The sequence below is a fragment of the Brevibacillus sp. HB1.2 genome (assembly GCF_013332495.1).
GTDB lineage: Bacteria > Bacillota > Bacilli > Brevibacillales > Brevibacillaceae > Brevibacillus > Brevibacillus porteri.
In genome coordinates this window covers 654,812-668,036 of record NZ_JABMIU010000001.1, presented here as the reverse complement: position 1 = coordinate 668,036, position 13,225 = coordinate 654,812, and the positions used below count along the sequence as shown (strand labels likewise).

Here is a 13,225-nt window from a genome sequence, read left to right as displayed (position 1 = left end):
GGATGGGAATGAGAGGAATCAGAGGCGCAGTCACGGTGGAAGCCGATACGCGCGAAGAGATTGTCTCCTCTACAAAATGGTTGTTGGAAGAAATGGTAAGCCGCAATGAAGTAAACCCCGAAGACATTGGTAGTATTATTATCACGACGACAGAGGACCTCTGTGCGACCTTCCCTGCTCAAGCGGCTCGCCTGCTTGAAGGAGAAGCTTGGCAATATGTGCCACTTATGTGCGCAAGAGAAATTCCAGTGCCGGGTGGCTTGCCGCTTTGTATTCGTATTATGATGCATGTGAATACAGACAAGACAGCAAAAGACATGCATCACGTCTTTTTGCGTGATGCAGTCAAGTTGCGCCCGGATTTGACAAATCGCGGTTGACAATTAGGGCGCTCTCTTTTACCATAAGTGAAACGAGAGCGCCTCGTTTTTCCGGTAATAAGCAAAAGCCGGCTGAGAGCAGAGAATGAGTTGAGCAGAGTTGAGATGAGTTAGGTTGAGGAGAGAAGAGAAGGCTGGGTACATATTGACACCCAATCCAGGTCTCTTTGTCTGGGTTTTTTTGTATACAAAAAATTCCCCCCCCCTACCTCTCGCTCTAGGAAGCGGGTGTAGAAAAGGCGGATGTCTGATTCCCTTTTCTCTCCCACTAATTGAGGAGATGAGAGTTCATGTATTTCCCTTCCCTTGCCGAGGTTAAGACCCTCTCGGCGTCGTATTCCCTTATCCCTGTAAGCATGAAACTGTTGGCGGATCAGGAGACACCGATTCGCTTGTATCAGAAGATTCGCACGAGTGATTCCTTTTTGCTGGAGAGCGTAGAAGGTGGTGCGCGCTGGGCTCGTTTTTCGTTCATTGGCATGAATCCTTTTCAAATCGTAGAAGCAAAAGGGGAAGAAATCACCATTTCCTATCGTACTGGTGAAAAGCTTGTCCAGACAGGAAATCCCGTCTCCTTTTTGCGTGAAGAAACCGATCGCTACAAAAGCCCAAAGCTACCCGGGTTACCTCGTCTCAGTGGAGGTGCCGTAGGCTTTTTCGGCTACAATACGCTGCGCTACTTCGAAAATTTGCCAGCACATCGCAAGGAAGCTGTACGAGTGCCGGATATGCGCTTTCTGTTCGTTGATGAGATGATCGCCTTTGATCATTTGAAGCAGGAAATTCAATTGATTGTGAACCTCCATGTGGAGCCAGGCGACACTGCGGATACTATTGGCGAAAAATACAAGCAAGTCTGCGAACGAATCGAGGAGCTCGCTGCAAAAGTTATGGCTCCGCTTGAAATGGATCAGCGCATTCAAGTAGCAGCGGATACACCAACGCCATTAACAGTAGAGCCAAATATGACGCGTGAGCAATACGAGCAACTAGTCGTGCAGGCGAAAGAATACATCGCAGCCGGCGACATTTTTCAAGTCGTGTTGTCGCAACGTTTTTCCGTAAAGACAGATGTCGATCCTTTTGCGGTGTATCGATTGTTGCGCACGTTGAATCCTTCCCCGTATATGTACTATCTCGAATATGAGGGCGAGACCGTGGTCGGGACATCACCAGAACTGCTCGTGCGTGTAGAAGATGAAAAAGTAGAGATGCGACCGATTGCCGGAACGCGGAAAAGAGGGGCAACCCCACAAGAAGATGCTGCGCTGGCGGCTGATCTTTTGGCAGATAAAAAGGAGAGAGCCGAGCACTACATGCTGCTGGATCTAGGGCGCAACGATGTAGGAAAGGTCTCTGCGTACGGAAGTGTGAAAGTGGAGGAAGCACTGATTATTGAAAACTACTCCCATGTGATGCATATGGTTTCGCATGTGACAGGCAAGCTTCGTGAGGGACTGCACGCTTTCGATGCATTGCTAAGCGCTTTTCCGGCAGGGACGGTATCTGGTTCTCCCAAGCTACGGGCGATGGAAATTATTGCAGAGCTCGAGCCTGACGCACGCCATCTGTATGCGGGAGCAATCGGCTACATTTCATTTGATGGTTCACTTGATAGCTGTATCACGATTCGAACGTTGTTCTTTCAGGATGGGTACGCACATGTACAAGCAGGAGCAGGCATCGTAGCGGACTCGGTCCCTGCGAGTGAATATCAAGAGACGGTGAACAAAGCAGCAGCGATGCTCTCCGCTTTAGAAAAAGCGGAACAGATGTTTGTCAGAAAGGTGGAGTTGTCATGCTAACATACGCGCTGGAACAAATTCTGCTTGGGAAGCACTTAACACGGACGGTTGCAGAAGAGGCCATGGGCGAGATTATGGACGGAAAGGCAACTCCGGCTCAAATTGGTGCATTTTTAGCGAGTCTTCGCTTGAAAGGCGAGCAAGTGGAAGAGATTATCGGTTTTGCTAAAGCGATGAGAGCGCGGGCGATGAGTTTTCCGATCGATCTGCCAGATCTGGTAGACACCTGCGGAACAGGCGGAGACGGAAGTCACACCTTTAACATTTCGACGGCGAGTGCCATTGTCGCAGCAGCTGACGGTGTACGTATCGCCAAGCACGGGAATCGTGCAGTTTCCAGCAAAAGTGGCAGTGCTGATGTGTTGGAAGCGTTGGGAGTGCCCGTCAATTTATCTCCAAAGGACGCCGCAGATTGCCTGCGTGCGACCAATCTCTGCTTCCTTTTCGCTCCTCTGTACCACCAAGCAATGAAGCATGCAGCTGGACCGCGAAAAGAATTGGCGATTCGCACAGTGTTTAATTTATTGGGACCATTGACGAATCCAGCAGGTGCCAGCCATCAGCTTATGGGCGTGTATGATGCCAAGCTGCTTCCAAATGTAGCCGCAGTCTTACACGAGCTGGATGTGAACAGAGCGCTCGTTGTCGCAGGTTCGGATGGTCTAGATGAATTGACGGTAACGGGAACGAGTCATATTGCCGAGTTGCGCGATGGGCGTATTTTGACGTATGAAATCGAGCCTGAGCAGTTCGGTCTTCGTAGACATGAAAGGGATGCTTTGCGCGGCGGTGATGCCAATGAGAATGCCAAGATCATTCACGACGTGTTTTCCGGTGCACGTGGGGCAGCACGCGACATCGTTTTGCTGAATGCGGGCGCGATCCTCTACCTCGCAGATCGTGTTAGCTCGATTGAAACAGGGGTTATACGTGCAGCGGAATTGATCGACAGCGGACTAGTCACGCGAAAGCTTGAGCACGTTCGTCACATCGCAGGAGGTATGATTCATGCTTCGTAAAATCGTAGAAAAGAAACATGAAGAGATCGCACGTCTTCAAGCAGAAACAACCGTTTCAGCATTGCTCGCAGCAACGAAAGAAGTACAACGTCCACGCGGATTTCGTCACGCATTGGAGACAAGTGTACGGCCTGTAAGCGTGATTGCCGAAGTAAAAAAAGCATCGCCATCCAAAGGGTTAATCCGACCTGATTTCCAAGCAGTGACCATTGCGAAGGCTTATCAGGCCGCTCACGCAGAATGTTTGTCTGTTTTGACAGACGAGACCTTTTTCCAAGGGAGCTTGAGCTATCTACGGCAAATTCACGAGGCAATTGATCGTCCATTACTTAGAAAAGACTTTCTACTTGATGAAATTCAAGTCGTGGAAGCAAGAGCAGCAGGCGCTGATTGTGTGTTGCTCATTGCAGCCATTCTCGATCGGGAAACACTTCGCCACCTGAACCAAACTGCCGAGGAGCTGGGCATGGATGTACTGGTGGAGGTTCATGACAAACGCGAGTGCGAGCTTGTTTTTCAAGTAATGGAACCTAAATTGCTCGGGATCAACAATCGAAACTTAAATACGTTTCAAACTGACCTAGCCGTTACGCATGAGCTGATTGCAGAACTGCCTACGTCATTGACGATTGTGAGCGAAAGTGGGATTTCGACACCAGCGGATATTGAGAATGTAAGAAGTGCAGGTGCCCGGGCTGTCTTAGTTGGAGAGCATTTCATGCGCCAAACAGACGTAGAGCGCGCAGTCATTGATCTCGTGGGAGAAGCAGCACCGGGGGTGAGTGTATGACTCGTTTGAAAATATGCGGGATTAAGCGAGCGGAAACACTTGCGCTGTTAAAAGAGCTGGAAGTCGATTACGTAGGCCTTGTTTTTGCCCCAAGTAAGCGACAAGTAGATGCCCAGACTGCTGGACAATTGCTTGCAGCCGTTTCGGGCCATCCTCCTGCTGTTGGTGTGTTCGTAAATCCGACGATGGAAGAACTGGAGGAAGTGCTAAGTGAGGCACCATTATCTGTGATTCAATTGCATGGACAGGAGACGCCACAATTTTGCCAGCAAGTTCGGGAGCGGTTTGCAATTCCGGTATGGAAGGCGTTGGCAGTGGGCGGAGAAGCGGATGCTGCTCAAGCAATTGAATCCTATCGAGGCATTGTCAGTGCCTTTTTGTTTGATACGTATGACCCTAGTCAAGCAGGAGGTACAGGGAAAAAGTTTTCGTGGGAGCAAATCCCTGCATTGCAAGCAGCATGCGAGGAAGCTGACTGCATCATTGCTGGAGGAATTCATGCGGAGAATGTCGGAGAATTAATGGGGCAGTATCAAGCAGGGATAGTCGATGTGTCCAGTGGAGTAGAGACAGATGGCGAAAAAGACGCCGAAAAAATAAAAACATTGGTGGAGAGGGTGAAGGCGCATGAACAACATTCAAACAACTACGCGAGTCGTGCCTGACGAAAACGGACGATTTGGTGCCTTCGGAGGCAAGTTTATTCCGGAAACCTTGATGAATGCGGTGACAGAACTCGAGATCGCTTTTGAAGAAGCACGTCGAGACCCGGCATTTGTTCAAGAATTGAATGGACTGCTCAGCGAGTATGCTGGACGCCCAACTCCGCTCACCTATGCAGAGCGTTTGACGAAAACGGTCGGCGGTGCCCAAATCTATTTGAAACGAGAAGATCTTAACCATACGGGTGCACATAAATTGAACAATGCTTTGGGCCAAGCCTTGCTAGCCAAGCGCATGGGCAAAAAATCAATTATTGCCGAAACGGGCGCTGGTCAGCACGGAGTGGCAAGTGCAACTGTGGCAGCAAAGCTCGGACTCTCGTGCAAGGTGTTCATGGGGGAAGAAGATATTCGTCGCCAGTCGTTGAATGTTTTTCGGATGAAGCTACTTGGTGCCGAAGTCATTCCTGCTGTATCTGGCTCACGTACACTTAAGGATGCGACAAACGAAGCGATTCGCCATTGGGTTTCCCATGTCGAAGAAACGTTTTATGTCATCGGATCTGTCGTTGGCCCACATCCATATCCGTACATCGTACGCGAATTCCAAAAAATTATCGGAGAAGAGACTCGCGGTCAAGTCCTGCAAATGCTCAAAAGGCTTCCAGACGAGATCGTTGCTTGCGTTGGTGGCGGCAGCAATGCGATTGGCATGTTTTATCCGTTCATTCAGGATGAGTCTGTCGCGCTTAGAGGGGTAGAAGCGGCAGGAAAAGGAATTGATACTGAAAAGCATGCAGCAACACTAACACTTGGACGCCCGGGAGTCATCCACGGTTCCTTAACCTACTTGTTGCAGGATGAATGCGGACAGGTGCAAGAAGCGCATTCGATTTCGGCCGGCTTGGATTATCCAGGAGTAGGACCTGAGCACGCCTATCTCAAAGACAGTGGAAGAGTGACCTATACATCGGTAACAGATGCGGAAGCGCTCGAGGCAGTACAAGTGCTTTGTCAAACGGAAGGGATCATTCCAGCGTTGGAGAGCGCACATGCGATTGCTGAAGCGATAAAACGTGCGAAAGAAATGACTTCAGACCAAATACTCGTGATCTGCTTGTCTGGTCGAGGGGACAAAGACGTACTAACTATTCAAGAAGCGCTGACAGCAGGAGGGGGAGAGTAATCATGACGACAGCTCTTAACAGAATCGATCAATTATTCGCGGATCGTGATCGCAAACGATTCATCCCATTTCTAACGGTAGGCGATCCTTCAATAGAAGCAACCTTTCATCTCGTAAAAGCGATGGTCGAAGCAGGAGCAGATCTCATCGAGCTCGGCGTCCCTTACTCCGATCCTTTGGCAGATGGCCCAACGATACAACGGGCTTCAGAACGCGCGCTGAAAAATGGCGTGACGATCGGGGATGCTTTGCACTTGGTCAAAAGGCTTCGCGAATCAGGTATGGAGGCTTCCATCGTCCTGTTCACCTACTTCAATCCGGTTTTACAATATGGCATCGAGCGCTTTTTTGCCGATCTCGCTGCCTATGGTGCTGACGGTGTTGTCATTCCTGATTTGCCGATTGAGGAAAACGGTCCAGTAGTAACCGCAGCACAACAGAATGGCATTCATGTCATTTCGCTGGTGGCACCAACTTCTAGTTCCAGAATCAATACGATTGGAGCGCAAGCAACCGGATTTCTTTATTGTGTATCGTCGCTCGGTGTGACGGGTGCCCGTGTCGACCTGCGAGAGGATTTGGCAGATTTTCTGGAACGAGTAAAGGCTAGTACATCGGTTCCTACTGCGGTAGGCTTCGGAATATCCACGCCGGATCAGGTACGAGCAGTAGCACCCCATACAAATGGTGTCATTGTGGGAAGTGCCATTGTACAGCTGATCGAGGAACATGCTGAGCAGCTGAAAGATCCAAAACAGATGCCAGAAGCAGTAGAAAAAATAAAAACCTTTGTACATCAGTTAGCCAGTGCGCTACAATAGTGGGAAAAATGTGACTGGAGTGAACGTGGATGCAACCGAAACAACGCATACTCAATGCCCCGGTATATCAACCTGGCAAGCCCATTGATGACGTTAAACGTGAATTTGGTTTGACCGAAGTCATCAAGCTGGCGTCCAACGAAAATCCTTTTGGTTCCTCACCGAAGGCTAAAGCCGCCATTGCGGAACAGTTGGACAATTTGGCCCTATATCCAGACGGTGCAAGCCTTAATCTACGCTGGGATCTTGCTGACTTCCTCGGAGTCAAACCAGGTCAATTGTTTTTCGGCAACGGGTCTGATGAAATTCTGTTGATGATCTCTCGTGCTTTTTTGGGCGAAGGAACAAATGCAGTCATGGCGACGCAAACGTTCTCGCAATATCGCTCAAATGGGATTATTGAAGGAGCAGACTTGATTGAGGTGCCGTTGAAAGATGGCGTTCACGATCTCGAAGCGATGGCGGCTGCCATCAACGAACAGACGAAGGTCGTATGGGTGTGTAACCCGAACAATCCATCTGGGACGATTGTAACAACATCCGAGTTGGAAGCTTTTCTGAAAAAGGTTCCCCAAAATGTGCTGGTCGTATTGGATGAGGCTTACTACGAGTATGTGGTGGATCCAGAGTATCCACAAACAGTACCGATGCTCGCTGAGTATCCGAACCTGATTATTTTGCGTACGTTCTCCAAAATCTACGGTCTGGCTGCCCTTCGTATCGGCTACGGGGTCGCGTCAGAGGAGCTCATTTCCTCTTTGGAACATGTGCGTGAGCCGTTTAATACAGGCACACTTGGCCAAGTAGCAGCACGTGCTGCGTTAAAAGACCAGGAATTTGTGCAAACATGCCGCGATCGTAACCGTGAAGGCATGAAGCAGTTTACCGATTCCTTTGACGAGTGGGGAATTTCCTACTATCCATCTCAGACCAACTTTATCTTGGTTGATTTGAAAAGGGATTCCGATGAAGTATTTAAGAAGCTGCTCTCTCAAGGCATCATCGTTCGCTCTGGTAATGCGCTAGGCTTCCCAGGTTTTCAACGTATTACCATCGGGACCAAAGAGCAAAATGATAAGATTCTTTCTGTATTAAAAGAAATCGTGACTGGAGCATTGAAATAAAGAACGAAGATGCCGGGCATGCCTCGGCATCTTTGTCTAAGAGAGATGTAGGAAGGATAGAGAGTGGAGATGAAAAGAACCACCATTACTGTAATCGGCGTCGGGTTGATCGGCGGCTCAATCGCGCTGTCTATGCGACGTGATCCAAATATTCGGGTAGTCGGCTACGATTTACGTCAGGATTGTTTGGATAAAGCACTGACTCTTGGTGTCATTCATGCTGGCACAACTGATTTGCAGACTGCAGTTCGAGAAGCAAATGTCATTTTCCTCGCATCACCTGTAGAGCAAATCGTTGCGACCATTCGCTCGTTAGTGGAAATGGATCTACAGCCTGGTGTGATCATTACGGATGTTGGCAGTACAAAAGCAGGTATTGTGAGACAAGCGGTGGATGTCATTCCCGATCATGTCACGTTTATTGGTGGACATCCGATGGCTGGCTCGCATAAATCCGGCGTGGAAGCTGCTTCTGACCGTCTTATGGAAAACGCCTATTATGTTTTGACACCAGCGCCGGGAACACCTGAAGAAAAAGTAAAGCAATTGTCTGAACTACTTACACTGACTCGCGCAAAAGTCGTGCAAATGGACGCGGATTCACATGATCAGGTCGTGGGTGCAGTCAGCCATTTCCCGCATATTCTCGCTTCTGCTCTGGTCAATCTGGTGGCAGGGTACGACGAGGAAAATGCTTGGCATGCTACGCTTGCTGCTGGTGGCTTCCGTGATATTACGCGCATTGCATCGAGCAACCCTCAGATGTGGCGTGACATTTTGCTGCAAAACCGTGATCCGATCCTGAAAATCGCAAAAGATTGGGCAAACGCATTGGAAGATGTCGTTCACCTTGTAGAACAGGGAGATCCAGAAGGAATCGAGCATTTCTTCAAAACGGCACGAGAATTCCGCGACAGCTTGCCTGAGCGCAAAACGGGTGCATTGCCTCCTTTGAACGATTTGTATATCGATATCCCTGACAACCCGGGTGAAATCGGACGAATTACGACACTATTGGGAGCAAGAGAAATCAACATCACGAATCTCCAAATCAGAGAGACACGAGAAGACATTTATGGGGTGCTACGCATTACGTTCCATTCGCAACAAGAGTTGGAAAAGGGAGAGGAAGTTCTTCGCTTTTTCGATTACAATGTATACAAGCGCACATAAGTTTTTTTATGCAAACACACTTTACAACGAAGACGCTTCACAGTGCGACTGGCGTTCTGGAGAGCGTGAGAGAGAAAAGGAGTGGAAGAAATGCTTCGCGTACAACAAGCCAAACAAATCAAAGGTACCGTTCGCGTGCCAGGAGATAAATCCATTTCCCATCGTGCAGTTATGTTTGGAGCTCTAGCAGAAGGAACCACAACCATTGAAGGCTTTTTGCCGGGTGCCGATTGCTTGAGCACGATTAGCTGCTTTCGTCGGATGGGGATTGAGATTGAACAACAAGGAGATGCCGTAACCGTACAAGGAAAAGGCTGGTATGGCTTGCAGGAACCGTCTCAACATTTGGATGTAGGGAACTCCGGTACGACCATTCGTTTAATGGCAGGGATCATGGCAACACAGCCTTTCCATGTGGTGATGGAAGGCGATGAGTCCATTGCCAAAAGACCAATGCGTCGTGTGATCGGACCGCTCCGTCAAATGGGCGCCAAAATCGATGGAAGAAAAGACGGCGAATACACACCGTTATCCATTCGAGGTGGGGAGCTTCAAGGGTTCGCGTATCAATCCCCAGTTGCGAGTGCACAAGTGAAGTCAGCGATTATGTTGGCAGGGTTGCAGGCAAAAGGCGTGACGAGTGTAACAGAGCCGCATTTATCCCGCGATCATACGGAGCGTATGCTGCAAGCATTTGGTGTACAAGTTGTGCGTGATGGCTTGACCGTTTCAGTAGAAGGCGGACAAGAGCTGAAGGGCCGTGCCATTTCTGTTCCCGGTGACATTTCTTCCGCTGCCTTTTTAATTGCGGCTGTAATGGTTGTACCAGGCAGCTCTCTTCTCATTGAAAATGTCGGAATTAACCCAAGCCGCACGGGCATTATTGATGTTGTCAAGGCGATGGGGGGAAGTCTGGAGCTTTTGAATGAGCGAGTCGTAAATGAAGAGCCGGTTGCAGACCTCCTCGTGACACATTCGGAGCTGCACGGTATTGAAATTGCTGGAGATATCATTCCACGCCTGATTGACGAAATTCCGGTGATTGCGGTCATGGCAACGCAGGCCAAAGGTCAAACCGTTATCCGTGATGCGGAAGAGCTGAAAGTAAAGGAGACAGACCGTATTGCCACGGTGGTTAGTCAACTGTCCAAATTCGGCGCTAGGGTGACAGCTACAGATGACGGAATGATCATCGAAGGAAAAACAGGATTGACAGGGGCTGTCATAGATAGCATGGGGGATCACCGAATCGGCATGGCGATGGCGATTGCGGGTCTCGTTGCCGAGGGAGAGACGACCATCGAAAATGATGATGCGATTGATGTATCGTTCCCTGGCTTCCATGGCTTGCTTGTGAAAATCAGCCAATAAGAAAAAATGAAAGAGAAGTCTGTGCCTTTATAAGGTAGCAGGCTTCTTTTTTTGGGGGAGGACAAAGCGTTCCGAATTTTAGCAAAAATGATTTGACAAGCGCTTACATTCCGTTTATTATAAAACTACAGTATGGTTTCTCTCCACTCCTATCCAATATAAGAAAGCACGTGTGTGCTACCGTCGTTTGAATGCGCTTACATCAACGGCGGTCTTTTTTTTGTTTAAAAAGCGGTTTGATCTTCATTAGTACTTTTTCCCCTTTCTGTGCATATGCTCGTACAAGGGTAGTATGTGCATGAGAAACGGGAGGGGGACGAGCTATGCTGGAGCAAGGGACGGTCATACGTGGAGGAACGATTGTCACAGCACTAGGAATGAAAGAAGTAGATATTTGGATTCGTCATGGGAAAATTGTACGAATGGCTAAAGATACCTTGACGAAAAACCCCTTCAACGATTCATATGAAGAAATAGATGCTACCGGTATGTATCTTTTGCCCGGTTTCGTCGCACTCCCGACACATTCGTTGTATAAAATCAAAGATGTAGATGTTTATATAGAAGCCATGCGAAATCTCATCAGCTCGGGATGTACAAGCCTGGTGGACGTCTTCCAGCCAGAGCGTTGGATGAGCAGACCGCAAATTCACTATCAACAAACCCAGCACTTCAACAGTTTGTTGGATTATGTTTGGCATGTGGAAATCGATGTCGCTGATCTTCACGGTGACCGCTTAGCAGAGTGGATGAACCATGGCTATTCTTCGTTTCATGTCACGATTCGAAATCCAGAAGAAATTTCCACAATAAAATGGGAAACGCTTTTGCAACTTCATACGTCTAAACATACGATCCTGCACATGCAGGTACAGAATGATCCGTTTTTGAAAAAAGAACAACGGGAACTCATTAGACAGATTTGGATCGAGGCTACTCGTTATTGGCGATTACGCACAGTCATCACTGATTCTCAAGCGGCCTTTCATATTAAAGAAAATGATCCGTTCCTGCATATCTTTCGTTTACCTGCTGAAGTGACGGATCAAGGTCTTCGTCAATTACATCGTCAATGGTTTGGGAGTTGGCAAGTAGCATCTCCGATTCACGATGTGCGGATTGATACACGAAAGAACTGGTGTACGCCTGAAGAATTGCTTTGCTTGCTAGTCAGGCTCACTTCGACAAATGTCGCAAAAGCAATTGGACTGTATCCGCGAAAAGGAAGCTTGACAACTGGCGCAGACGCTGATATCGTTTTCCTGAAAAAGGAAAACTGGTTGACAAAGAATGATCTTTCCACTATTCTCAATTTTAGTGAAATGCATCTTCCAACATCTGTTATGTCGAACGGTAAATGGATATATCGAAATATGCGATTTATCCCTTTGATTGGTATGGGTAAGTGTTTATTCGACACGAAGCCCTACGCTTATGTCATATAACCCCGGTTGGGGGTTTTTTCGTGAATGGTTTCCAGCAGACACACGAGAAAAAGAATCGTAAGGTCGCGCAACTTTTTACATCCCCAGCAGTCTAATTATGCAAAAGGCCGCTGAGGGATCGGAATCGCAAGGAGGTAATCCTGATCATGACCGATTCCCAGCTTATCCGAGAGATTAAAGAAGGTAATCTGGAATGCTATGCTGAACTGATTCGTCGATATGAAAAAAAGATCCTCTCATTTGTCACTCATCTTTTGCGTCAGGCACATTTAGAGCATATAGCGGAGGATATATGTCAGGAGACGTTTTACAAGGCGTATAAGAGCATTCATTCTTTCCGAGATGTAGAAGCTACATTCTCCACCTGGCTCTATACGATTGCACGCAACTCCGTACTCAGTGAATTGCGCAAGAGTCGCAATTCTGATGTGTATCTGGATGATACGTTGCAAGTGCCTATGGCATCTCCCAAGACACTGCCTGAGCAAGTTTTGCTCCGGAATGAACGGGAGAGCATGGTAAGACTGGCAATCAACAGTCTGCCAGAGAAGCAACGCTCAGCACTGATATTACGCGAGTACGAACAAATGGATTACACAGAAATCGCTACGATTCTGGATTTAACAGTGAGCTCTGTGAAGTCTCTACTGTTTCGAGCGCGGCAAAGTATTCGTGGACAGTTGGAAAACTACATCCTGGACCCTCATTTGGATGAAGCTGAAGGGATGAATCGATGATGAGATGTGAAGAAGTTCAGGAAATGCTGCCTGAATACGCCGAAAATCTGTTGCCTGAGGTGACCCAACGTCGGGTTGATCACCATATGGCAGCATGCTATGCCTGTCGTTCCGACTATGAGATTTGGTCGGACAGTGGTGAGTGGATGGAAATGGATAAAGAAGAATATCATTCTGTAACTCCATCACGTTCCATTGTAGACGCGGTGATGGCCCGTATTTTATCGGAAGAGCAGTGGGCGATCCCGATCGGCAGAAAAATTTTCAGCGTGACAGCGAGAATGCGACGCATGGGTGCGAGTGTAGCGGTTTTGTTGCTCATGGTCTTTTCATTCACTTTATATGTGAATACAAGTACCACGGAGCATGCGAATTCTCTCGTTATTAACGGAGAAGTCATGGAGATTAACACGCCAAAGGCGCAAGTCATTTCTTCTTCCATGCAAACAGACGACGGTACATACGTGGTAGAAGCACAGCCGTATACGTCGCAAGGTGATTCACTGGAACATGCTACTGCATCGATCGTACCGCTCGATGGAAAGCCGACTTCTACTGATTTAGCCAAGCCGAATTACAGCATTGTGCTTAGTATTTTTGGAATCCTTATTACTGTTCTTACAATGAGCTGGCTAACGCGAGCATAATGGTATATGATCAAGAGTAAAAGAAAAGACCGTCTTCGGACGGTCTTTTGTGGCTATTTTATTAG

General features: G+C 48.1%; 13 protein-coding genes. All 13 read left to right on the top strand.

Annotated elements, in window-relative coordinates; all coding sequences use genetic code 11:
* The first annotated feature begins 2 nt into the window (after window positions 1–2).
* Window positions 3–380, top strand: coding sequence for a chorismate mutase (aroH, locus tag HPY28_RS02935; protein WP_017248121.1), 378 nt, complete (start codon window positions 3–5; stop codon window positions 378–380).
* A gap of 290 nt (window positions 381–670) precedes the next feature.
* Window positions 671–2,185 (top strand): anthranilate synthase component I, encoded by a 1,515-nt coding sequence (gene trpE, locus HPY28_RS02930; RefSeq protein ID WP_017248122.1) that lies wholly within the window; start codon window positions 671–673, stop codon window positions 2,183–2,185.
* Window positions 2,179–3,204 (top strand): anthranilate phosphoribosyltransferase, encoded by a 1,026-nt coding sequence (gene trpD / locus HPY28_RS02925; RefSeq protein ID WP_017248123.1) that lies wholly within the window; start codon window positions 2,179–2,181, stop codon window positions 3,202–3,204. The genes trpE and trpD overlap by 7 nt, the downstream gene beginning before the upstream one ends.
* Complete coding sequence (trpC, locus tag HPY28_RS02920) at window positions 3,194–3,994, top strand: indole-3-glycerol phosphate synthase TrpC (RefSeq protein WP_174224739.1); 801 nt, start codon at window positions 3,194–3,196, stop codon at window positions 3,992–3,994. Before trpD ends, trpC begins: the two co-directional genes overlap by 11 nt.
* Window positions 3,991–4,659, top strand: coding sequence for a phosphoribosylanthranilate isomerase (locus tag HPY28_RS02915; RefSeq protein WP_017248125.1), 669 nt, complete (start codon window positions 3,991–3,993; stop codon window positions 4,657–4,659). The genes trpC and HPY28_RS02915 overlap by 4 nt, the downstream gene beginning before the upstream one ends.
* The gene (gene trpB / locus HPY28_RS02910; RefSeq protein ID WP_173621608.1) at window positions 4,622–5,842 is read left to right on the top strand and encodes a tryptophan synthase subunit beta; all 1,221 of its coding nucleotides are present in this window, start codon (window positions 4,622–4,624) and stop codon (window positions 5,840–5,842) included. The genes HPY28_RS02915 and trpB overlap by 38 nt, the downstream gene beginning before the upstream one ends.
* A gap of 2 nt (window positions 5,843–5,844) precedes the next feature.
* The gene (gene trpA / locus HPY28_RS02905; protein WP_017248127.1) at window positions 5,845–6,663 is read left to right on the top strand and encodes a tryptophan synthase subunit alpha; all 819 of its coding nucleotides are present in this window, start codon (window positions 5,845–5,847) and stop codon (window positions 6,661–6,663) included.
* A gap of 29 nt (window positions 6,664–6,692) precedes the next feature.
* Complete coding sequence (hisC, locus tag HPY28_RS02900; protein ID WP_017248128.1) at window positions 6,693–7,787, top strand: histidinol-phosphate transaminase; 1,095 nt, start codon at window positions 6,693–6,695, stop codon at window positions 7,785–7,787.
* A 69-nt stretch (window positions 7,788–7,856) separates the two neighbouring features.
* Window positions 7,857–8,960 carry a prephenate dehydrogenase gene (locus tag HPY28_RS02895; RefSeq protein ID WP_026043044.1) on the top strand — a complete coding sequence of 368 codons (1,104 nt, stop codon included), beginning with the start codon at window positions 7,857–7,859 and terminating at the stop codon, window positions 8,958–8,960.
* A gap of 90 nt (window positions 8,961–9,050) precedes the next feature.
* On the top strand, window positions 9,051–10,331 hold the full coding sequence (gene aroA, locus HPY28_RS02890) for a 3-phosphoshikimate 1-carboxyvinyltransferase (protein ID WP_017248130.1): 1,281 nt from the start codon (window positions 9,051–9,053) through the stop codon (window positions 10,329–10,331).
* A 323-nt stretch (window positions 10,332–10,654) separates the two neighbouring features.
* Window positions 10,655–11,776 (top strand): amidohydrolase family protein, encoded by a 1,122-nt coding sequence (locus HPY28_RS02885; RefSeq protein ID WP_174230058.1) that lies wholly within the window; start codon window positions 10,655–10,657, stop codon window positions 11,774–11,776.
* Window positions 11,777–11,922: 146 nt separating this feature from the next.
* Window positions 11,923–12,513 (top strand): RNA polymerase sigma factor, encoded by a 591-nt coding sequence (locus tag HPY28_RS02880; RefSeq protein ID WP_007716581.1) that lies wholly within the window; start codon window positions 11,923–11,925, stop codon window positions 12,511–12,513.
* Entirely contained in the window at window positions 12,510–13,160 is a 651-nt protein-coding gene (locus HPY28_RS02875) for a zf-HC2 domain-containing protein (protein ID WP_017248132.1), read from the top strand. The genes HPY28_RS02880 and HPY28_RS02875 overlap by 4 nt, the downstream gene beginning before the upstream one ends.
* The last annotated feature ends 65 nt before the right edge of the window (window positions 13,161–13,225 follow it).